This is a genomic window from Anoxybacillus sp. PDR2, from assembly GCF_009834045.1.
Classification (GTDB): domain Bacteria; phylum Bacillota; class Bacilli; order Bacillales; family Anoxybacillaceae; genus Anoxybacteroides; species Anoxybacteroides rupiense.
The window spans coordinates 678,078-700,934 of sequence record NZ_CP047158.1 but is presented as its reverse complement, the minus strand read 5'-3'; the positions used below and the strand labels follow the sequence as shown (position 1 = coordinate 700,934).

General features: G+C 41.2%; 21 protein-coding genes. 5 read left to right on the top strand and 16 right to left on the bottom strand.

Going from position 1 to position 22,857, the window contains the following annotated elements:
• Window positions 1–179: 179 nt before the first annotated feature.
• A complete protein-coding gene (locus GRQ40_RS03385; RefSeq protein WP_044745579.1) occupies window positions 180–443 on the top strand; it encodes a YhdB family protein in 264 nt (87 codons plus the stop codon).
• A 202-nt stretch (window positions 444–645) separates the two neighbouring features.
• Here the strand turns inward: GRQ40_RS03385 and GRQ40_RS03380 are convergent, their stop codons facing one another.
• From GRQ40_RS03380 to GRQ40_RS03345, 8 genes are all read right to left on the bottom strand, one after another.
• Entirely contained in the window at window positions 646–1,860 is a 1,215-nt protein-coding gene (locus GRQ40_RS03380; RefSeq protein WP_080860448.1) for an MFS transporter, read from the bottom strand.
• Window positions 1,853–2,383, bottom strand: a complete 531-nt coding sequence (locus tag GRQ40_RS03375; RefSeq protein WP_159719372.1) for an NADPH-dependent FMN reductase — start codon at window positions 2,381–2,383, stop codon at window positions 1,853–1,855. Before GRQ40_RS03375 ends, GRQ40_RS03380 begins: the two co-directional genes overlap by 8 nt.
• A gap of 113 nt (window positions 2,384–2,496) precedes the next feature.
• Entirely contained in the window at window positions 2,497–3,129 is a 633-nt protein-coding gene (locus GRQ40_RS03370) for a response regulator (RefSeq protein ID WP_159719371.1), read from the bottom strand.
• Complete coding sequence (locus GRQ40_RS03365; RefSeq protein ID WP_159719370.1) at window positions 3,126–4,262, bottom strand: GAF domain-containing sensor histidine kinase; 1,137 nt, start codon at window positions 4,260–4,262, stop codon at window positions 3,126–3,128. The genes GRQ40_RS03370 and GRQ40_RS03365 overlap by 4 nt, the downstream gene beginning before the upstream one ends.
• Before the next feature lie 447 nt (window positions 4,263–4,709).
• Window positions 4,710–5,432 carry an SDR family oxidoreductase gene (locus tag GRQ40_RS03360; RefSeq protein ID WP_066147937.1) on the bottom strand — a complete coding sequence of 241 codons (723 nt, stop codon included), beginning with the start codon at window positions 5,430–5,432 and terminating at the stop codon, window positions 4,710–4,712.
• A 55-nt stretch (window positions 5,433–5,487) separates the two neighbouring features.
• Complete coding sequence (locus tag GRQ40_RS03355; protein WP_159719369.1) at window positions 5,488–7,236, bottom strand: phospho-sugar mutase; 1,749 nt, start codon at window positions 7,234–7,236, stop codon at window positions 5,488–5,490.
• Window positions 7,237–7,367: 131 nt separating this feature from the next.
• Window positions 7,368–7,808, bottom strand: a complete 441-nt coding sequence (locus GRQ40_RS03350) for a CBS domain-containing protein (RefSeq protein WP_044745572.1) — start codon at window positions 7,806–7,808, stop codon at window positions 7,368–7,370.
• 349 nt (window positions 7,809–8,157) lie between these two features.
• A complete protein-coding gene (locus GRQ40_RS03345) occupies window positions 8,158–9,840 on the bottom strand; it encodes a glycoside hydrolase family 13 protein (RefSeq protein WP_159719368.1) in 1,683 nt (560 codons plus the stop codon).
• 401 nt (window positions 9,841–10,241) lie between these two features.
• Between GRQ40_RS03345 and GRQ40_RS03335 the strand changes: the two genes are divergently transcribed.
• Both GRQ40_RS03335 and GRQ40_RS03330 read left to right on the top strand, forming a co-directional pair.
• Window positions 10,242–10,682: a disulfide formation protein C gene (locus GRQ40_RS03335; protein WP_159719366.1), complete on the top strand. Its 441-nt coding sequence runs from the start codon at window positions 10,242–10,244 to the stop codon at window positions 10,680–10,682.
• Window positions 10,679–11,143 carry a thioredoxin family protein gene (locus GRQ40_RS03330; protein WP_066147924.1) on the top strand — a complete coding sequence of 155 codons (465 nt, stop codon included), beginning with the start codon at window positions 10,679–10,681 and terminating at the stop codon, window positions 11,141–11,143. The genes GRQ40_RS03335 and GRQ40_RS03330 overlap by 4 nt, the downstream gene beginning before the upstream one ends.
• Window positions 11,144–11,171: 28 nt before the next feature.
• On the opposite strand, the gene GRQ40_RS03325 is transcribed toward GRQ40_RS03330, so the two are convergent.
• Window positions 11,172–11,555 carry a DUF5365 family protein gene (locus tag GRQ40_RS03325; protein ID WP_311975544.1) on the bottom strand — a complete coding sequence of 128 codons (384 nt, stop codon included), beginning with the start codon at window positions 11,553–11,555 and terminating at the stop codon, window positions 11,172–11,174.
• Window positions 11,556–11,952: 397 nt separating this feature from the next.
• Here GRQ40_RS03325 and GRQ40_RS03320 point away from each other — a divergent pair, with 397 nt between their 5' ends.
• Window positions 11,953–12,876, top strand: coding sequence for an RluA family pseudouridine synthase (locus GRQ40_RS03320; RefSeq protein WP_159719365.1), 924 nt, complete (start codon window positions 11,953–11,955; stop codon window positions 12,874–12,876).
• A gap of 162 nt (window positions 12,877–13,038) precedes the next feature.
• Here GRQ40_RS03320 and GRQ40_RS03315 read toward each other — a convergent pair whose 3' ends face one another.
• The 7 genes from GRQ40_RS03315 to GRQ40_RS03285 all read right to left on the bottom strand — a co-directional run bounded on the left by GRQ40_RS03315 (window position 13,039) and on the right by GRQ40_RS03285 (window position 21,022).
• Window positions 13,039–14,385: a hemolysin family protein gene (locus GRQ40_RS03315; protein ID WP_044745565.1), complete on the bottom strand. Its 1,347-nt coding sequence runs from the start codon at window positions 14,383–14,385 to the stop codon at window positions 13,039–13,041.
• A 59-nt stretch (window positions 14,386–14,444) separates the two neighbouring features.
• Window positions 14,445–15,134 (bottom strand): zinc metallopeptidase, encoded by a 690-nt coding sequence (locus GRQ40_RS03310; protein ID WP_159719364.1) that lies wholly within the window; start codon window positions 15,132–15,134, stop codon window positions 14,445–14,447.
• Window positions 15,135–15,880: 746 nt separating this feature from the next.
• Window positions 15,881–16,708 (bottom strand): aldo/keto reductase, encoded by an 828-nt coding sequence (locus GRQ40_RS03305; protein WP_080860432.1) that lies wholly within the window; start codon window positions 16,706–16,708, stop codon window positions 15,881–15,883.
• A 143-nt stretch (window positions 16,709–16,851) separates the two neighbouring features.
• The gene (gene wrbA, locus GRQ40_RS03300; RefSeq protein WP_159719363.1) at window positions 16,852–17,466 is read right to left on the bottom strand and encodes an NAD(P)H:quinone oxidoreductase; all 615 of its coding nucleotides are present in this window, start codon (window positions 17,464–17,466) and stop codon (window positions 16,852–16,854) included.
• Window positions 17,467–17,508: 42 nt separating this feature from the next.
• Entirely contained in the window at window positions 17,509–18,213 is a 705-nt protein-coding gene (locus tag GRQ40_RS03295) for a pirin family protein (protein WP_159719362.1), read from the bottom strand.
• A 362-nt stretch (window positions 18,214–18,575) separates the two neighbouring features.
• Window positions 18,576–19,838 carry a dicarboxylate/amino acid:cation symporter gene (locus tag GRQ40_RS03290; protein WP_159719361.1) on the bottom strand — a complete coding sequence of 421 codons (1,263 nt, stop codon included), beginning with the start codon at window positions 19,836–19,838 and terminating at the stop codon, window positions 18,576–18,578.
• A gap of 152 nt (window positions 19,839–19,990) precedes the next feature.
• The gene (locus GRQ40_RS03285; RefSeq protein ID WP_159719360.1) at window positions 19,991–21,022 is read right to left on the bottom strand and encodes a TRAP transporter substrate-binding protein; all 1,032 of its coding nucleotides are present in this window, start codon (window positions 21,020–21,022) and stop codon (window positions 19,991–19,993) included.
• 241 nt (window positions 21,023–21,263) lie between these two features.
• Here GRQ40_RS03285 and GRQ40_RS03280 point away from each other — a divergent pair, with 241 nt between their 5' ends.
• Window positions 21,264–22,841 carry an ATP-binding protein gene (locus GRQ40_RS03280; protein ID WP_159719359.1) on the top strand — a complete coding sequence of 526 codons (1,578 nt, stop codon included), beginning with the start codon at window positions 21,264–21,266 and terminating at the stop codon, window positions 22,839–22,841.
• The last annotated feature ends 16 nt before the right edge of the window (window positions 22,842–22,857 follow it).

Below are 22,857 nucleotides of genomic sequence, written 5' to 3'. Positions count from 1 at the left end.
TATCATCCCCTTTCTTTAAGGATAATATTTTTGTCACAAAATTGCAACATTTCTAACAACTATTTTATACCATTTTCGTTTATAATTATTTTTTACCTCATTGAACAACATTTACACCACAACAAATACGCTGTACATCATAAACTAACAATAGCTCCTCGATGAAGGAGGCATGCACATTGAACACAATGGATTATGATAAAGCGTTATACTACACCCACCGTTCCGAATGGGATCATCTGCTTATTTTAATGGTACGTACACAAGATGATTTGCTTTCCAAAAAAATTGAACATTTTCTTCATGCTTATAATTTTGAGTATGATTATTCTGTCATTCAGCGACGACTCACCTCCTTGCTGCGATACATTGACCATGCTTTAGAGATGAGCGAGAGGGAGTACGATATTGGAGATGAGCCATATATACATTATTCTCCATAAAAACAAGGAAGGGATTTCCCTTCCTTGTTAGCATGTTTTATACCAGATAAAATTACTCGATTTACCGCGCATTTTTGATAAAAAGTTTGCGGCCAAACATGCCGCTTTTAATTTTATTGATCGTTTTATAAAGCGGTGTTGTTTCATCAAAAACGGCCCACACTCCATATTGATGCAAATCCTAGTGTGTGAAGTTCCCTCTCTAAATAGACAGATGATGCTCTTTTTTTACTGGAGAGGAAAACTTTATCACAGCCAAAGTAGAAATGATTAATAAGATGCTTAATATGGCATACGGAAGCAAAATATGCTGAGCCGCAACAGCGCCTGTAAACACACTTAACAATAGAGTCCGGATCATAAATCCTAAAGCGCGGAACAAACTGTCCACTCGACCCATTTTATCATTGGGGATGCTTTCCATCATCAATGAACTGCGCGCTACTCTTGCCCCCGCATTGGCAAACGCCGTAAGAACCACAAGTACATAAAAGATCGCCGTCTGTTGACATAAAAGAAACATCGTGATACTAACTGCATAAATACCGACGCTTAAAGCGACACTTCTTTCTATCGCCATGCGTTTCAATAAAATAGGAGTCACCAGTCCAGCTATAGCGGCTCCAATTCCATACACCATACTTTGGATGCCATATACGGAACTGCCTTGCTTCAGCACATCGGCAATATAAATGGGATGAAGATAATTGGTCATCATGACTCCAATAAACGGCATAAATGAAGCGAGAAGGAACCAAAATAACGATGGTCTCTCCTTCATGTAGCGATATCCTTCGAGCATCTTTTCGCGGAACAATGATTGATCCTTGCTCTCAACAAAAGAACGTTTGTACGGAATCAGCCATATGCACAAAAAGGCCAGTACATAGGTCAGTGCATCAAGCGATAAAATCCATGAAAATGGAATGTGGTCAATCATTACGCTTGCCGCTCCTCCAGATATGACCGTCGCCAACTGACCTTGAATTTCCATCATTCCATTTAACTGTTTATATTGCTCCTTAACAAATAATTCTTGATTGAAAGCAAACAAGGTTGGATAAATAAGAAAATAATAAAGGGAGCCACTTGCAAACAAAACGGCTAAATGCCAAACTTTATATTCTCCTGCTCTTCCAAGCAAAGCAAAGAGTAACGAGATGGAAAATCCTATTACCTCCCCAGCAAGCAATATTTTCTTCCGAGAAAAACGGTCGATCCACATCCCGATATATGGCGTCAACAAAAACATCATGATCGTTATCGCAGTTGTCATATATCCGAACGCCGTTTCGCCGCCGCTTTTTTGAACGAAAAGCCAAGGAATAGCTGTCATCGTAATCCCTGTTCCAATAGATGAAAAGGTATTGGCTAGTAACAAATAGTGCAAGCGGCGATCCCGATAGAGGCTATTCATGATCTATCTTTAGCCATTTGGAGGCCTTCATATAACGAGTCAGAGTCGCTATAATCACATCAACCTGTTCCGCTGCTGTGGCTGTCAAACTTTTCTCTGCAAAGCTTACCGGATCCAGCACAAGCTGATTAGGAATTGCATTGGCATATACACCACGCATAACCGTTCGCATGTTATTGAGAGCATTTATGCCTCCTTTTCCTCCTCCACCAACAGCAATTAATGCAACTGGTTTATGCTCAAATTCGTTTTTTCCTAAGAAATCAAGCGCATTTTTTAGAGCCCCGCTCATCGCACTATGATACTCCGGAGAACAAAGAACAACACCATCAGCTTGTTGAACGAGCTGACGCAGGCGAATAACAGCCGGTAACAGATTTTGGCTTTCTTCCCCGTTGTATAGCGGCAATGCGGGCTTGCTTAAATCAATTAGCTCAGCTCCATAATTCTTCGCAATATATTCTGCAACGATTCCAGTTTTCCCCATTTGACGCGGACTTCCATTGATTACTACTAGTTTCATGCTCATCTCTCCTTATGATTTTTCCTATTTTTAATATAAGCTACATAAATGATCGCTAACTCCTTCAATAAACTGATTTTCTTTTACGAAAATGGACGGAAAGGACACTACAACTAAAGTCCGAGATGTTTGACAGCGTACAAAGCGGCTTGCGTGCGATCAGCAAGTCCTAGTTTTGCCAAAATATTTGATACATGTGTCTTGACTGTTTTTTCTGTAATCATTAAAGAGGCGGCAATTTCTTTATTACTTTTTCCTTTCGCAATTTCAGCCAATACTTCTTTTTCGCGCTTCGTCAGTTCCTCCATCTTATTTGCTGGCTCTTGATAATGCAAATGATTCATAACATGCGGAATCACTTTAGTGTGGAGTTCGCTTTCTCCTCTATGTATAGAACGGATAACAGCAACGAGATGATCAGGCTCAATATCCTTTAATTGATAACCAGATGCGCCAGCACGAATAGCTGGAATCACATGGTCTTGATCAGCAAAGCTTGTTAAAATGAGAATCTTCGTCTTTGGAGATCGTTCCTTCATTTTCTTCGTCGCTTCAATTCCATCCATGACCGGCATAACAAGATCCATGATAACAAGATCTGGCTGATGCTCCATAACAAGTTGAACGGCTTCCGCGCCATTTGCCGCCTCTCCAACAACCTCAATGTCTTTTTGAGTTTTTAAAAAAAACACTAACCCTCTTCGTACGATATGATGATCATCGACAATTAACACTTTTATACTCACAATTTCCCCTCCTTCTTTAGTGGGATCGATAATTCAATTGCTGTTCCCTTTCCAATGGAGCTTTTCATACTAAAAACGCCGTTTACTGCTTCTACCCGTTCTTTCATGCTCTTCAATCCCAGCGATAACGTTTCTGCTCCTGTATAATGAAATCCGCACCCTTTATCGCTAATTTTTACAGCCACGCGTTCGTTTTGCACGGACAGCATGATCTCCACTTCGGAAACACCAGCATGCTTTTTACAGTTATTTAACGCTTCTTGTCCGACCCGCCATAAGCATTGTTCGATTTCATTGGGTAAATCAAGCACTCCTTCAATATCAAGCTTTACATTTAATCCAAGCATTTTGCTATAGTTCATCAATGCGCTGGCAACACCATTTTCTAAACCTTGGGGACGAAGCTGCCAAATTAAGGCTCGCATTTCATGAAGTGCCTCTTGTGCTAATGTTTGCATATGCTCTAGCGCTTCTTTTATGTTTTCTTCTGTCGCTATTTCCTTGGCACCGCTCGCTGTCAGCAGCAATGAGAACAGCAATTGGCTGACCGAGTCATGCAAATCGCGCGCCAGTCGATTTCGCTCCGCAAGCAAGGCAAGCTTTTGTTCATTTTCCACAAGCTTTATACGTTTAATAGCCGTTCCGATCTGATAAGCAACTGACTCTAAAAGAGCTAGTTCCTCTTTGGAAAAACGCTGTTTATGAGGAGAAGCAACATTTAAAATCCCAAACTGCTCGTCTCCGGCACGCAAAGGAACGGTCGCATGATGAGTAATTCCGTTTGTTTCTCCTCGATTTTTTACTATCGCTTCTTTTAGCCGTTTGCACTCGATAATATTGACGGCGTTTTTCAGTCTGCCATCCTGATAACGTTCTAAACACCAGCATATCCCTTCACACATCGGTTTTTTATTTTCTCTCATTAAAGCAGGCGGCAATTCATAATCAGCCATTAAAGTATAGGTTCCATCTTCTTCAACCCAAAAAATCCATCCGCATTCCAGTCCTGTAACATCGATTAGTTGTCTTAACACCGTCGGCAGCATTTCTTGTAAATCATTGGCCTCATTTAATGTTTCAGCGATCGTTTTCATCGTCTGCAATGCTTGAACACGCTTCATCTCTTTTACCATTTTCTTCCTCCTTTCTGTCAGGATTCAAGCTTCCTCTTATGAATCTCCTGATAATCATTCGCCAAAAGTGAATCCACGCAACGAACGATCAATGACTGGTGGAAAATGAGCTTGCCTTCGTTCATATATTCGTGTGACCAAGCTTGAACCATGCTGCCTTCGATGCAAACGTGTGAAATAGCTCATTGTTTTGGTTTAATCGTTGAAAACAAAAATAATATTTATCATTAAAATCCCCATGCTAAAAGATGCGATTCCAGCTGCTATAAAAAAAGACAATGCCGAAATAGGCATTGGCACAGACTGTTGGACAAACGCTTTCAAGACAGTCTGAGATGGAAGAAAAAGAACTCAATAGAGGCTTAAAATGATTGTAGACAAAGTCAAAATTGACTTTGTCTACAATCTGAAAGCATGCCGCAATAGGGATGGTCCTTTCCTTACCCGCTAAACAACTGGATATGTCTGTATAAACGGATGAAGCACAATCTCATCAATAAGCATATGCTTAGGAGCGCTAGCCATGTAAATCACGGCATTGGCCACATCACGCGCCTGTAGCCATTTTTGCTTTTCCGGTGCTCCTTGCACCGAATTCGCAAAATATGTATCCACCATTCCCGGGTTGATCGTACCAACGCGAATGCCATATTCTCTCGCTTCCTGTGCAAGCGAACCAGAAAAACCTTGTACCGCATATTTTGTCGCCGTATAAGCCGCTCCATTAGGGATCGTATAGCGCCCCACATCCGAAGAAATAGTAATAATCGTTCCTGTTCTCCGCTCTTTCATATGAGGAAGGACCGCTTTTGTTCCAATAAATACGCCTTGGACATTGACTTCAAAAATCTTTTTCCATTCTTCGAGCGTTGTTTCCTCTATTGGCTTAAAAAATCCGATTCCTGCGTTATTAACTAGGATATCAATTTGTCCAAACTGCTTCAGCGTTTGGGCAACCAATTCACTCATTTGCTGTTCATTTGCTACATCAGCTTGAAATGTTTCCACAAATGGCGCTCCCTGCTCCTTCAGTTCCTTTCCTGTCTGATGAATCGTCTCTGAGCTTCCAACGAGCGCCAGTTTTGCCCCATGCTGAGCCAGTTGAAAAGCAATTTCCTTTCCGATTCCGCGTGAAGCACCTGTGACAATCGCTACTTGATCTTTTAACACGGTCAACATCCTTTCTGCTGCTATATCCTTTTTTTAAACATACGAGACTTCATGCTTAGCGGTTAGCGGATTCATTTAAATAAGCATGCACCTGTTTCATAACAGCTTCAGACAATTCGTGTAAACGCTGTTCACTATCATCCATCGAACGGCCTTTCACTCCAAAATAAACTTTGGCTTTTGGCTCAGTTCCTGACGGGCGCAAGCAAAACCAAGATCCATCCTCCAGATAGTATTTTAACACATTAGATTTAGGCAGCGTAATGGCCGTGACCTCTCCGGTTGCTGTTTCTACGCGCTCACGGGCTTCATAGTCTTCGATCATCACAATTTTCTTTCCAGCGACCTCCGTTGGCTGATGCTGTCGGAAAGAAGCCAACAGAGCTTGAATTTGCTCCGCCCCTTCTTTTCCTTTCAATGTGAGCGATTCCAATCCTTCGCGATAATATCCATACTGCTCAAATAACTGCATTAAAGCATCATATAAAGACAGCCCTTGCTTTTTATAGAAGGCGCATACTTCAACTGCCAATGCAGCTGCTTGAATCGCGTCTTTATCGCGCGCGAAATCGCCAATTAAGTAACCGTAGCTTTCCTCATAGCCAAACAGAAAAACATATTGCTTTGTCTGTTCATACTCTTTAATTTTTTCCCCAATAAATTTAAAGCCTGTTAACGTATCGACTGTTTCGATTCCAAATGATGCAGCAATATCGCGGCCAAATTCCGATGTCACAATCGTTTTTAAAGCGACTCCGTTTTCAGGAAGGATTCCTTTTTTCTTTTTTTGCGACAAAATATAATGAAGCAGTAAACCGCCTGTTTGATTTCCTGTTAATACAACATATTCACCCGTTTCGTTTTTTACGGCAATCCCAAGCCGATCCGCATCTGGGTCTGTAGCGATGAGCAAATCTGCTTCCATCTCTTTCCCGAGTTGAATGGCCCGTTCAAATGCTGCATGCTCCTCTGGGTTTGGAGAAGAAACAGTTGAAAAATTCGGATCGGGAAGCTCCTGCTCTTTTACCACAGCAACGTGCTTATAACCAAACGCTTCAAGAGCGCGGCGCAACGGCTTATTAGCTGTGCCGTGAAGCGGCGTAAAGACCACTTTCACATCAATTTCTTTAGGAAGCTCTGGATTAAGGGAAATTGTCTTTATCTGATCGATATAGGCTTGATCGATCTCTTCTCCAATGATTTGAATAAGTCCTTTTTCTTTTAATACTGCTTCTTCTTCCACATGGAGAGCTAATTCATTTTCCACTTTACTCACATAATGAATCACTTGATCAGCGGCATCGGGCGGAAGCTGTCCACCATCAGGGCCATATACCTTATACCCATTGTATTCTGGCGGGTTATGGCTTGCAGTAATCACAATGCCTGAAAATGCCTTTAAATAGCGCACGGCAAATGAAAGCTCTGGTGTCGGACGGAGCTCATTGAATACGTATGTTTGAATTCCATGTGTAGCCAAAGTTCGCGCCGCTTGCATCGCAAATTCTGGCGATTTATGCCGAGAATCGTAAGCGATAACAACCCCTCTTTTTTTCGCTTCTTCTCCGAACGACTCTATGTATCCTGCTAACCCTTCAGATGCTTTACGAACTGTATATATGTTCATACGGTTAACCCCTGGGCCAATTTCTCCGCGCATCCCGCCCGTGCCAAATTCCAAATTTTTATAAAAGCAATCCTCCAGCCATTTCTCATCCCTGCTTTTTTGCTGAAGTTCCTGCTTTATCTCTTTTTCTAAATGCTCATAAGTCATCCATTGCTCATACTTGCTTTTCCAGTTCATTGCCATATCCCTCCCTGCAAAATTCCCTTACTTTTGTATTCGTCACCATCATACGATATTCCTGTTCTAAAAAAAAGCAAATGTTTATTTAGCACAAAAAGGATGCCCCTTGATTAGAGGCATCCTTTTTGTTATTCTTGTGGCTGGGAAGGCTCAGAAATATTGGTAAGGGCTTGTTCTGCAGCATTGTCATACTGCTGATTAGTAGCAATATCCCCTAGAGCCACAATCCCGCGAAGCTGGTTGTTTTCAACAATCGGCAAACGGCGAATTTGATGCTGAGCCATCACATTTGCGGCTTCTCCCACGCTCATATTTGGCGTTCCTGTCACAAGGTTCGTTGACATTACTTGGGACACCGGAATGGAAGCGCCTTTTCCATCTGCCGTTGTACGCAATGTAATATCACGGTCTGTAATGATTCCTCTTACTTGACCGTTTTCTACAACCGGAAGAGCGCCAACATTTTTCTGGCTCATAAGCTCGGCGGCTTCTTGAACCGTTTGATTCGGAGAAACTGTCGCTACATTTTTTGTCATAATGCCTTCAACAGTGTTGTTATTCAATGTCATCCTCTCCTTTCATCGATTATTGTCACCACTTTGTTCGGATATATAGATAGAAAATAATGTTTGCACACGTATGCTCATGATCCAATAAACACCAATGAAAAAACTGAATCCCTCGGTTTTTTGTCGCGAACTAAGCATGATTATAGGATATCGTTCTTGAACAACGAATGCTTTGCCAACAAATGAATTTGCCGCTGGCGTTCTTGTTTAGGGAAAAGCCAGAAAGGGTTGTGCTTAGCCATTTCGCATGTTAATAATGGATCATCAACATTTTTAATGTTTGCATATTTTTATCTCGTCATCGTCAAAATAAAAACGGGCGCTGTACATCAGGCCGCCCGTTTTTCTTTTATTGTATTTTATAAACGCGTGCTTCCCATGGACGCAAGCGAATTTCATGAAGCTCTTCGCTTTCCACGACAGGATAATTGTGAATAAGCAGCTCTTTTGCAGTATATACAATATCCTCAGGCAAGCGAAAAACAGGGGTCTCGTTCGAAAAGTTCGTGATCACCACCAATTTTTCGTTTTCAAGGGTTCGCGTATAAGCATAAATCAATGGATGGTCTTCTAAAATTAAATGGTACGTTCCATATACAATAACAGGATGCTGCTTGCGGAGCTGTATCAGTTTTTTGTAATAATGAAAAACCGAATCCGGATCTTGAAGTGCCGCTTTTGCATTGATTTCTTTATAATTTGGATTGACCTGAATCCAAGGCGTTCCATCGGTAAAACCGGCGTGTTTGCTATCATCCCATTGCATCGGCGTTCGTGCATTGTCACGCCCTTTATAATAAATTTTTTCAAGCACGGCTTGCGGGTTCTCACCGTACTTTTCAACATATTCTTTATACATATTAAGTGTTTCAATATCGCGGTAGTCTTCGATCGATGAAAAACGGACATTGGTCATTCCAAGTTCTTCCCCTTGATAAATATACGGCGTTCCCTGCATCATATGAAGAAAGGTCGCCAGCATTTTGGCAGACTCCACGCGATATTGCTTATCATCTCCAAAACGAGATACGGCGCGGGGCTGATCGTGGTTATTTAAATAAAGGCTATTCCATCCTTTTCCTTCTAACTCTTTCTGCCATTTTGTCATTGTTTTTTTCAAATCAGCCAACTTCCACGGCCGAATATCCCATTTTCCTCCAGGTCCAGAATCTAAATCAACATGCTCAAATTGAAATACCATATTTAGCTCGCATCGAGCCGGATCGGTATATAAAATTCCTTCTTTTGGAGTCACACCTGGTGTTTCGCCGACCGTCATAATATCGTAATGGGATAACACCTCCCGATTCATTTCCTGCAAAAATTCATGCACACGCGGTCCATTCATAAAATATCGGCTGCCTGATGCATATTTTTTCCCATCGTATGCCTCTCCATCCGGCAGTTCGGGCACTTTCGAAATCATATTGATAACATCCATTCGAAAGCCATCGACCCCTTTGTCAAGCCAAAACCGCATCATTTCATAAATTTCTTTCCGGACATTTGGATTTTCCCAATTCAAATCTGGCTGCTTTTTTGAAAACAAATGCAAATAATACTCTCCAGTTGCTTCATCATACTCCCATGCCGAACCGCTAAAAAACGACTCCCAATTGTTTGGTTCCTTCCCTTCCTTTCCCGGGCGCCAAATATAATAGTCTCGATAGGCATTATCCTTTGATTTCCGCGATTCGATAAACCATGGATGTTCATCCGATGTGTGATTGACCACTAAATCCATCACCAATTTAATACCGCGCTTATGCATTTCTGACACCATTTCTTCCCAATCTTCCATCGTTCCGAATTCATCCATAATATTTCGGTAATCGCTAATATCATATCCATTATCATCATTAGGCGATTGATATACAGGAGATAGCCAAACCACGTCAATTCCGAGTTCTTTTAAATAATCAAGCTTAGAAATAATCCCGCGAAGATCGCCAATTCCGTCACCGTCAGCATCCTTAAAGCTGCGCGGATAAATTTGATACACAACCGCCTCTTTCCACCACTTCTTCTCCATTTTCATCACTCCCATCTACGTCTATATGAAAACGATTTCATATATATGTATTTTACTACAAGATCCTACCTGTGCCTACTAATTTTACATTTTCCCTATCCTCCGCTATAATGAAACTATTCAAAATACATAACGGTAGATTCCATCGCGTGCACGGCCACACGTGTATATGGAATGCAGCTTGCCATGCTCATTTTCGACGATCGGGCGGCCAAACAATGGCGTTATATGCCCCTGATGAAAGCAAGTCCACACGCTTGCTTCCGGTCGTCCGCTTCTTCTGCCTTTCTGTTTATATGGATAATCCATCATTGGAAGATTCAAGCCTGCCATAGACGGCAAACCGTAATAGACATCACACACATCGTGCAGCAATTAAAAAAGATAGTAGGGAGCATGATATGAATCGAAAAGAAAAAATGGTAGAAAATTTATTGCTGGGTGCATGGGGAACTGCTCTAATCGCCACATTAGGAAGTCTTTATTTTTCGGAAGTGATGAAATTCATACCGTGTGATCTTTGCTGGTTTCAGCGCATTTTTATGTATCCGCAGGTCATTCTTTTAGGACTAGCAGCTATTCGCAAGGAATATAGCATGGCACGATATAGCTTGGCGCTGTCTGTGATCGGCGGCACGATTTCACTTTACCATTACTTAATCCAAAAAGTGCCTCTACTCCAAGAGCATGCGATTACTTGCGGCCGCGTTCCATGCACAGGCCAATACATTAATTGGTTAGGCTTTATCACCATTCCATTTTTAGCGCTCACAGCGTTCTCCATCATTAGTCTACTAAGCACGTTCATCATCCGAACAGTGAAGGAAGGGAATTTCAATTGAAAAAAATCTTGATTTTCGGGACCGTTATCCTCGCTTTATTCTTAGCAATCTCTTGGATCACGTCTTATCAGCAAACTGAAAAAGCAAAAGACAATCCTTATAAAAAAGAAAAGTTAGATCCCGCCACCATTGAACAGCTGGATGATCCAAACTACAAAAACCTCATCCTACCAGATGAGCTTGCTAAAAAGCTCGATAATCATGAAACGGTGACAGTATATTTCTATAGTCCTACTTGCCCACACTGCGAAAAAACAACACCGATCGTCGTTCCACTTGCCAAAAAAATGGGCATTGACTTGAAATTGTTCAATTTGCTTGAGTTTGAAGACGGCTGGGATACGTATCATATCGATGGGACACCGACCATTGTCCACTTTGAAAATGGCAAAGAAGTAAAGCGAATTGACGGATACCGTGAGGAAAACGTTTTTCGCGATTGGTTCGAATCGATTAAGTAAAAAGGGCTCTCATCAGCAAGAGTCCTTTTTACATGACCCAATCATTTTGCGGCCGCGAATACATGCTAAAAATACGGCGGCGTTTTTTCCGGAACTGGTCAATAGTAAACGGAAAGGATATTCCAAACTTCTCAAGCAACTGAACATTCCGTTCAAATAAATGATGATATCCTTCTTGGATACCATGATGTTCAATGCACTCAATGACTGTAAGGAGCGATTGCAAGGCCGAAATCAATTGGAATGCTTCTTTCATCGTGCCGTTATATCGCAAACCTTCCATAGAGAGAATTTGCAACTGTTCAAATTTTTGAATCTGCTCATCGTCAAAATAACACGGAAATACTTCGCTATAAAAACAATGAATTAAATCGCCGATATGTTCCTCATGCTCTTTTGTCGCTGCATTCACTACCTTCAATGCTACATACCACCTTTTTCTACCACATTCTACTCTTGCATGTTCAGATCGTTCAACGATACTATGAGTGTATCATACATGCTGAATCAATAGTGAAAGAAATTATTTCCACAATGCAAGAATCTCCCATCGGTTTCTTACTGCTATTGTTTCATGACTCTATTAGCGGTAGTGGACGTTACATGTAAAAATGATCGATATAACTCGATCCCTTGGGAGGACGATCCGTTTTTGACGGTCAGGCGACCAAATAAGGAATGTTCTAAAAGCTATATGGTTTGTCCCAATCGCCTAACTCTTGTTGAATTTAGAGCGTAATAGGCCAAAACGGGGCGCACGCTGTTGGCTATCTCTCTGCACTACTTATTCAGTTTATAAATGATAGAAAATGAAGGTGAAAAATGTGCTAACAATTCGCAAAGGAGAATGGCTAGAATTTACTGTACCGTCCGACTGGCACGGACAAACGATCGAATCTTTATTAAGGACCATGTGGAATTCACCAAAAAAATGGCTTCATCAACTCCGAATGGAAAAAGGAGTGAGAGTAAACGGAGAAACAGTGTCTTGGCAAACCCGCCTGCAAAAAAACGACCGATTCCAGATATGGGTGTATAAACCTGAGACGTCCGACATTTTACCAAACTATCAGGAGCTTGATATTTTGTGGGAAGACGAGCATCTTATCGTCGTAAATAAGGCTGCTGGAATGGAGGTCCATCCAACCTCTCCCAATCAAACAAACACATTATCCAACATTGTAGCAGCCTATTTTCAAACAAAGGGGATTTTTACAAAGGTTCGGCATATCCATCGCTTGGATCGGGATACATCAGGAGCTATTTTATTTGCTAAACACGCTTTGGCAGGTGCCATATTGGACCGTATGCTGGAACAGCGGCAAATCAAACGAACCTATGTAGCTCTTGTTCATGGAATTTTAAAGGAGAAAAGCGGAAGCATTGACGCACCAATCGGACGGGATCGCCATCATCCGACAAGGCGAAGGGTATCAAAAACCGGCCTGGCCGCTGTAACCCATTATCGGGTTCTCGATACGGACTTTAAAAAGCAAACTTCATTGGTCGAACTTACGTTAGAGACAGGACGCACACATCAAATCCGCGTGCATATGAGCTATATTGGTCATCCTTTAGTCGGCGATCGTTTATATGGGGGAAGCGCCCAACCATTGTCAAGACAGGCGCTTCATGCATTCAAGCTCGATTTCCCGCACCCTTTTACCAATGAATTCATTCGCTGCGTAGCTCCTTGCAATGATAAATGGCTGCCTAATACCCTCTGGTCATAAAGCTTGCCTTGCAGACGCTTTTATCATGCACCATTAGTCTCGCTCGGCTGCATTGATCGTCTGCAAGCGTTTTTCAATCGCCATCCATAGATGAGGATGAAAATAGCTGTAGACAAAGTCCAAATGGACTTTGTCTACAGCTTAGCTTTGTACACTTTGCTATCAATAATGAAATTGGGCCTCTCCATCACCATGTAGCGAATGATCTTCCTCTTGAGCTTCCTTTCTCGTGACTTCAATCGTTTTTACATGATGACCATCCATCTCCAGCACCTTCAACAAGTAATGATCCACCTCGATGCTGTCGCCTTCTTTGATATCATAGTGTTCTGTTAAAATCCAGCCGCCGATCGTATCAACGTCACTATCATCAATTGACAGACCAAATAAATCATTGACCTCGCTAATCAACACTTTTCCATCAACCACTGTATGCAGATCATCAATTTTTTGGATTAACGGAAGCTCATCAACGTCAAACTCATCTTGAATTTCACCAACAATTTCCTCCAAGATATCTTCAACCGTAACAAGTCCTGACGTTCCGCCATATTCGTCCACTAAAATCGCCATGTGAATACGTTCTTTTTGCATTTTTACAAGCAAATCATGAATGGCAATCGATTCAATCACTTGAATGATTGGACGAATATAATCCTTTAGCTCCTTCGTTTGTGAGCGATTAGCGACGAGATCTGTAAATACTTCCTTTACATTAATTAAACCGAGAACGTGATCTTTATCTCCATCAATCACCGGATAACGTGTATACTTTTCTTCTTTAATGATCTCTAGATTTTCTTGAATCGAATGATTGATATCAAGAGCTACAATCTCTTTGCGCGGTACCATGATCTCCTTTGCCACCCGGTCATCAAAACGGAAAATGTTATTCACGTATTTATATTCCGACTGGTTAATTTCCCCGCTTTTATAGCTCTCTGATAAAATAAGCCGCAATTCCTCTTCAGAATGCGCAAGCTCATGCTCTGACGCAGGCTTCAAGCCAAACAAATTGGTTACAAGGCGTGCAGATGTATTCAGTGTCCAAATAAATGGATACATGAGCTTATAAAACAAAATAAGCGGCTTTGCTGTAAATAATGTAATAGCTTCAGCTTTTTGAATTGCGAATGTCTTCGGCGCCAGTTCACCAACAACCACATGCAAAAACGTAATGCTAGCAAAGGCAATAATAAAAGACAAAACATGCGAGAGAGATTCCGATAAATCCAATCCTTCAAACACCGGCAGGAGCATTCGCTCAACAGTCGGCTCCCCTAGCCAACCTAATCCTAACGATGTAATCGTAATCCCAAGCTGGTTAGCTGATAAATACTCATCCAAATTTGAAATAACATTTTTCGCGGCAATCGCACGTTTATTTCCTTCGCTAATCAATTGATCGATTCTTGATGTCCGCACCTTGACGATAGCGAATTCCGAGGCAACGAAAAAGCCTGTAATCGCAATTAATAAAGCTACTATCACTAAATTAAATATGTCCAATTAGTTTCCGCACACGTTGACCGTGTGCGGATTACACCTCCTACAAAGCGAATTGTATGTTAATCTTCATCGTTATTGCTTTGGGTAAAGATAAGTATATATTTCAACAGCTCAAGCACCGAAATAAGCGCAGCTGCCACATAAGTCAAAGCGGCTGCCCCCAGCACCTTGTTCACTCCACGCTCCTCTTCACGCTGAATAATTCCTTCAGCAAGCATAAATTTCTTCGCTCTTGAGCTTGCATTAAATTCAACGGGCAGCGTGATTAGCTGAAACGCTACAGCAAAGGAAAAGAAAATAATGCCTAGCCCAATAAGGGAAAGTTGCTTAAAAAGAAATCCCGCTATTAATAAGAACGGAGCGGCTCCAGATGTGAAATTAACAATCGGGAACATGCGGTGGCGAAGCACTAGCGCTCCATATGATTGCTTATGCTGGATAGCATGGCCGACCTCATGCGCTGCCACAGAAACGGCGGCGATGGAACGTCCGTAATATACTGGTTCTGATAGGCGAACAGCACGGGAAATCGGATCATAATGGTCCGTTAATCTTCCTCGAACTGGCTCAACAGGCACATGATAAAGACCATTGCGGTCTAAAATCATTCTGGCCACTTCCGCTCCCGTTAATCCGGAAGAAGCTAATACTCTTGACCATCTTTCAAAGTTTCCCGAAACTTTAAATTGCGCCCACAGAGAAATGCCAAATGCAATCATAATTAAAAAATCCATCGGATGAAAAAACATTCATAAACCCTCCGTTAATGGTCGCATAACATCATGAAAAACATGTTATACTATTTAATATTTTACTGTACCTCGCATTTTTTCGTCAAACAAAGTCCTCTTTACCCTTTAGTATGGAAAAAATGAATGCATATACAAATTCCTTTTTATTCTTATCCGCTTTTTCAAGATGATTCGCTTCATCTCTTTTATCATGTTCATAGCTTATTCTCTTCTCCTCTTCAGCCGTGTTTTCGCCATATCAAACTGAGTGAACCTTTCGACCTTTTCATTTTATTGGACCTCGATTATTCGCAAATGGAGCCAATGTCGAAGTCATGTATATAGTAGCACTTGTTCTATTTCATCGTTGGGTTTCATAACAAGAAGCTTCTCCCCCCTATAAAATTAAAAAGGCTTCCATCATGAAGCCTTTCAATTGACGATAAATACTTTTCTCTTCCATCAATGGCGATCGCCCTTCCGCTTATGAGCTTCTTTCGTGCGATTTGTACCTCCCAGCCGCGTTTCTTTATTTGTGTTTTCAAGCCCGCTTGATGTGGAAGCCTCGCTACAAATGGAGGCTATAAAAATGGTTGTAGCCAAAATCCATGTTCACTTTGACTACAACCTGAAAACCTTCACTCATGACATCTTTTTACAGAAATCAATCTTTTTTTCTCACAGTAGGACGTCTTAGAGATGAAAGGATGCATAAATCTCTCCCAACTCCGCTTTATAAGGCGCAAAACTTCTTGGTGAATATGTTAAAAATTAAAATTATCTGGATCTGGGCCGATCCGCTCATTTTTATTGAGGGAATTAATTTTCTCCATGTCCTCTGCCGTTAATTCAAAATCAAAAATGTTTGCATTTTCTTTAATACGATGTGGAGTGACTGATTTTGGAATAGTCACCACTTCGTTTTGCAAATCCCAGCGAAGAATCACTTGTGCCGGTGATTTTCCATATTTCTTTCCGATTTCAATTAAAGTGGAATCATGAAGCAATTCCCCTTGCATAAGCGGCGACCAAGCCTCCAACTGAATTCCATGCTGTTTGCAGAAGGATCGAAGCTCTTCTTGAGTAAGGCGCGGATGATACTCCACTTGGTTTACCATTGGCTTAATTTGACAATCCGCAAGCAAATCTTCTAAATGATGAATCTGAAAATTACATACTCCAATAGCGCGCACGCGGCCATCTTTGTATAGCTGTTCAAGCGCACGATACGTATCCTTATACTTCCCTTTTACAGGCCAATGAACCAAATAAAGGTCCACATAATCAAGACCAAGCTTTTGCAAACTGTCCTCAAACGCTTTTAATGTAGTATCATATCCTTGATCTGAATTCCACACTTTTGTAGTAACAAAAAGCTCTTGGCGCGGCACGCCAGATTCCTTTATAGCCTGGCCGACTCCTTGTTCATTTTTATAGACTGCGGCTGTATCAATATGACGGTATCCTACTTCAATCGCTGTTTTCACCGCTTGAACTACTTCCTCGCCATCCTTTACTTTCCAAACACCAAATCCAAGCCACGGCATTTTGACACCATTATGTAAGATCGCTCCATCATGTAAGCTATTCATTGCTTCTCCTCCTTCCAAATTTTACGTTTTCATTATCGCTTTTTTTGCTTTTAAAAAGCAAAAGATATGCTTGATCAAAAAACCGGCTTCTTATCGCCTTGTGGCGATGTTAGAAGTCGGTTTCATCTGATCTCATGAATTTTTTATTTTTGTAAACCTTTTTTCACCCATTGGGCGACTTGCACCGTGCGTTTTGCTTGATGTTTGACAGCCGCCTCAGCATCTTCAGCAATATTGCCGTTTTGATCTACTGTTACACTTGTACCATACGGATTTCCTCCGCCAGCAAAAATCGCCGGATCGGTATATCCTGGCGCTGCCACAATGGCCCCCCAATGATACATCGTTGTGTACAATTGCAAAATGGTTTGCTCTTGACCACCATGAGGGTTTTGAGCGCTTGACATAGCACTTACCACTTTGTTGACAAGCTTCCCTTGGAACCAAAGCCCCCCTGTTGTGTCTAAAAATTGTTTAAGCTGTCCTGGAACATTGCCAAATCGGGTTGGTGCGCTGAAAATAATCGCATCTGCCCATTCCAAGTCATCTAGAGTGACCGTTGGAACATCTTTTGTCGCTTCCACATGTGCCTTCCAAGCAGGGTTAGATTCAATGGCTGCCGCTGGAGCAAGCTCGGGAACTTTTAATACCTTTACGTCTGCCCCTGCGTCTTTCGCCGCTTCTTCTGCCCATTTCGCTAATTTGTAATTGGTTCCGGTAGAACTGTAATAGATGATCGCTAAGTTGACATTTGTCATATCCATTCTCTCCTTTATAAATATATAATCTCATTCCGCCTTTTAAGGCAGATCAATGAGCATTACCCGCGTATCGGTCTCAGCGGCTATTTTTAATTGAGGGGTTTGAGCCATTCGTGCAGAATCTCGTTTATATAGATTAACTTCCTCGTTAACTTTCAATTCTCCATCAATCACAAACAGGAAAATGCGACGGCCGCTCTCCTGCTCAAATATGATCCCATTTCCCGCTTCGATATCTGACAAATAGATGGTTAAATCCTGATGAATGTGCGCCACATTAGGAGATTGTGGGTTTTTCGCTACAACAGGAAGCCATTGGTTTTTCAATTGGCTTATATCAAAGTCGGTTTTCTCATAAGACGGAGCAAGGCCGCGACGTTCTGGCAAAAACCAAAGCTGCAGCAAATTCACATCCTCTGTCGCTGATGGATTCACTTCAGAATGAACAATTCCAGTTCCTGCCGACATTCGCTGAATGCCTCCAAATGTAGTAATGGCTTCATTGCCTAAACTATCTTTATGCTTCAGCTGACCGCTAAGCACAATCGACACAATCTCCATCTCCTGATGGGGATGTGCACCAAATCCACGAAGTGGTTTGATCACATCATCATTTAATACACGCAAGGGGCCAAAATTTACGTTAGTGGGGTCAAAATACTCAGCAAAAGAAAAACTAAAGTACGTATCTAACCAACCATGAGTGGCATGATATCTTTCATCTGCCGGATATATTTGAATCAACCTAGCTCACATCCTCCCAAAAATCAAAAATCTCGAAATCGAGATAATAAATTTTGATCTAATAAATTTTTAATTCGAGATTTATTATACAAACAATAAATGCCATTGTCAACCTATTTTGAATAAAAAAACATACACTTCCTTTTTTACTTTTTTGTATGAGCATGGAGCCTATATAGTGTAATGACGGCTGAAGGAAAATCTACTTCTTTGCCTTCGGCCGCCGATTTTTCTGAAGATATTGGTTCATGCTGAACCATGCTCTTTCAAAAGCAATATAGTCAGCATGTCCAAGAATTCATTTGCTGAAACTCTTGCGATGGCTATGTTCCATGGTTCTTTCTGTCATCCTCCATCATCCATTACTGGGCGATGGTCATCTTTTGCTTCATCTCAGGATTGCCCTCAGTATGAAATTCCTTTTCCATTTTCGAAACAACAACTGTAGCTACCCCGTTTCCGATGAGATTCGTGATAGCGCGCGCTTCTGACATAAAGCGATCCACCCCAAGAAGCAATGCAATTCCCTCTACTGGAATCATCGGAAATGCTGTGAGCGTTGCCGCCAGCGTAATAAACCCTGAACCCGTTACTCCTGCCGCTCCTTTCGAAGTCAGCATTAACACACCTAACAATGTGAGTTCTTGCCATATGGTCAGATCAATCCCGTACGCTTGTGCAATAAACATGGCTGCCATGGAAAGATAAATCGATGTCCCATCTAAGTTGAAAGAATATCCTGTCGGAACCACAAGACCAACAACCGATTTAGAGCACCCGTACTTTTCAAGTTTTTCCATCATTTTTGGCAAGGCTGATTCTGAAGAAGATGTTCCGAGTACAAGCAAAATTTCGTCTTTAATGTATGCAATAAATTTAAAAATGCTAAATCGATAAAATTTAGCAATCGCCCCCAGCACAAGCACGATAAATAAAAACATTGTCATATAAACAGATCCCATTAGCTTTCCAAGGGCCACTAAAGAGCTTAATCCAAATGTACCGATCGTATAAGCCATAGCGCCAAAAGCCGCAAGAGGAGATACCTTCATTACCATGTTAACAATACGGAAGAAAATATCAGCTAATCTTTCAAATAAATCTACTACTGGCTTTGCTTTTTCTCCCATTGCCGCTGTCGCTAATCCAAACAGTACAGCAAAGAAAAGAATCGGAAGCAGGTCTCCCTTCGCCATCGCTCCAACCACATTATCAGGAATAATACTTAATAAAAACTCGACAATCCCGTGGTCCGTTGCTTCTGCCTGCTTCGTATACTGGGAAACATCGCCCCCCTTTATCGCGTCTATATTAACTCCTGCACCAGGCTTGATAAGATTGACAACAATGATCCCGATAGCTAAAGCGAACGTCGTCACAATTTCAAAATAAATGAGCGCTTTACCGCCAATTCGTCCTACCTTTTTCAAATCCCCCATGTTTCCAATACCGATGACAACAGTAAAGAAAATAATGGGTGCGATCAGCATTTTAATTAACTTAATAAACCCATCGGCTAGCACCTTTAGCTGCGCTCCAAAATCAGGAAATAAAAAACCTATCAAAATACCAAGTACAATTCCCGTGAGCACCTGAACCGTTAAATTTTTAAAATGAATCCTCATCCTTCTGTCCTCCTCTATTTGACAACGCTTTCATTTATCATTTCCTTTATCTTAACAAATAACAAAAAAGTATGAATATTATGTTAATATTGTTCATTTTGTTCATTTTGTTCTTCAAACCAAATCCATAAAAAATACTGAGCCAATGGGGCTCAGTGCTGAATCTTCCGCAAAAGGTCGTCGCCAAATTCTCTCTGAAATTCTTTATATAATGATCTAAATGACTGCTTCCATTTTTCTCTTTCTGTTTCTGTAAGTTCATAAATATGCATTTGCTGATTTTGTTTCATTCGTTCCAATTCTTCTTGATTTTGTTGTTTAGACTGCTGTAAATTCCATCTCGTTGTCTCCTGCATGGCTTCGGTAATTTTTTCTTGAATATCTTTTGGTAAACTACCCCAGAATCTTCCGTTGACTATAACAGCATAGCCAAGATAGCCATGATTACTGATTGTTAAGTATGGTTGAAATTGATAAAACCCTTTTGAATAAATATTGGAGATCGTATTTTCTTGTCCATCAAATTCATGCTTCTCTAACGATTCATAAACACGGTCAAAAGAAACCACGATCGGATTGGCCCCTAAAACCTGAAACTGTTTGCTAATGACTTCACTCGGCATCACCCGAAACCTTAATCCTGAAAAATCGTTTGGTTCAATCAATAGCCGGCGATTGCTCATCATCTGTTTAAAACCATTACTCCATAACGCAAGCCCTTTCATCCCTTCGCGGTCAAGCATCGCTAATAATTGCTTTCCGGCCTCTCCTGTAAATACTCTTTCGACATCGCTATAATCTTTAAAAATAAACGGCAAATCCAGAACCTGCCACTCTGGAATCAACTGTGTGACCTTTGACAATGATGGCGCAATCATTTGCACATCACCGCGCAATAAGGCATCGATTTCTTCCCCGTCTGAGTATAAAGATCCATTTGGAAATACTTCTACCTTCACCCGGCCATTTGTCTTCTTCTCCACCAATTGAGCGAATTTCTGCGCTGCTAATCCTTTTGGTGTATTTTCAGCGACAACGTGGCTAAAATAAATCACAATTTGCTTGTTTAACCCTTGCTGTTCATCATCATAAACAAGCTGCTCCGGCTTTTGAATTTGTATCATCCATACGATTACAGCAGCTAAAATAGCCAATAAGCCGGTGATCATCCATTTTCTTCTCATGCTTCTCTCCCGTCACCTGTTTTCTGCTTTGAGAAAATTCTAACATATACAGAGAGAAATGATAAAATAGATAGAAGAAAAGTTTTATGCTTTATGATCAAGACACAATGGAGGATCTGTTTTGGGAACCCATCGCTTCAATCTTTCTCCTGTTTTTTCTACTGCCTCTCACGGTCAAAAAGCAGAGAGGCAACAGGCAAAACAACTGGCATGCTTTGTCTTTCTGAGAAGGAGTTGACAGATGAAAAGACTATCGATTCGTTGGAAAATTACAGCCCTTATCTTTTTTATTGTGAGCTTCTCTTTACTGTTAGGCGGCATTGTGATTGTCGGAAATTTCGTTCACACAAAGGAAGAAGAGCTGAAACAACGCGCTCTTTTAACTGCGCGCACGGTCTCTGAACTTCCAGAGATCAAGCAAAATATAATAGGAACACCAGCTGGGCGACACTCTATTAATGCTGTGGTGGAACGTTTACGAATCATTCATGGAGCGACCTATATCGTCGTATTAGATCAACATCGTATTCGATTATCCCATCCTGTGCAAGAAATGATCGGCAAGCCGTCATTTGGAAAAGATGAAGGCCCTGCCTTCGCTGAACATACATACACATCTAAAGCTCGCGGTGAAATTGGCACGGTTATTCGCGCATTTGTTCCGATTATGAACAACGATCACCAGCAGATTGGCGTCGTTATCGCCGCTTATCAGCTTCCGAGCGTCCTAGAAGCATTATTATCCTTAAAAATAGAAATTTTGCTTACCGCTGGCCTTTCTTTATTGTTTGGGGGAATCGGATCTTGGCTGCTTGCTTCTCATATTAAGCGGCAAATGTTTCAACTGGAGCCGCATGAAATTGCGAAGCTGCTTGTTGAGCGAACAGAGACATTTAATGCGATGCATGAAGGGGTTATTGCCATTGATAAAGATGAAAAAATTACGATTTTTAACGACAAAGCGAAACAAATGTTAGGAATTTATGAAGATGTCATTGGCAAACCGATTCGTTTGATCCTTCCCGATACACACTTACCGGAAATCCTGCAAATCAATGAGCCAATCTATAATAAAGAACTGCAAATTCGGCATTTAAATATTTTAAGCAACCGAATTCCTATTAAAGTAAATGGTCAAATTGTCGGAGCCGTCGCTATTTTTCAAGATCAAACAGAAGTCAAAAAGCTGGCGGAGGAATTGACAGGAGTGAAAGCCTTCGTCAGCGCCTTGCGGGTTCAAAATCACGAATATATGAATAAGCTTCATACCATTGCTGGCCTTATTCAGCTCGGCCATAAAGAAAAAGCGCTTGAATACGTATTTAAGATAACTGAAGAACAGGCCGAACTGACTAAATTTTTAAGCCAAAAGATTAAAGATGATAGTATTTCCGGACTGCTGCTTAGCAAAATCCGCCGCGGAAAAGAGCTCGGCATTCAAGTCATCATCGACCGCCATAGTAAGCTCAAAAAACTCCCAAGTGCGTTAGACCATCATGATTTCGTGGTTATACTTGGAAATTTAATCGAAAACGCCTTCGACTCTTTTCAAACGATGATTGAGCGAAAGAAAGAAATTTATATTAGCATTGAACAGAATGATGAACTCTTATGCCTTTCAGTAGAGGATAACGGTTGCGGTATCGATCAGCGCCATCTCCCTTATATTTTTGATGAAGGATTTTCAACAAAGGATAAAAAGAACCGGGGCATCGGCTTATATCTCCTTCAACAAATCGTCAAGAAAGGGAACGGAAAAATCCATGTAGAATCAGAGATGGGCAAGGGAACCATTTTTACTATTACATTCGACATGTAAGAAAAGGGGAAAATAA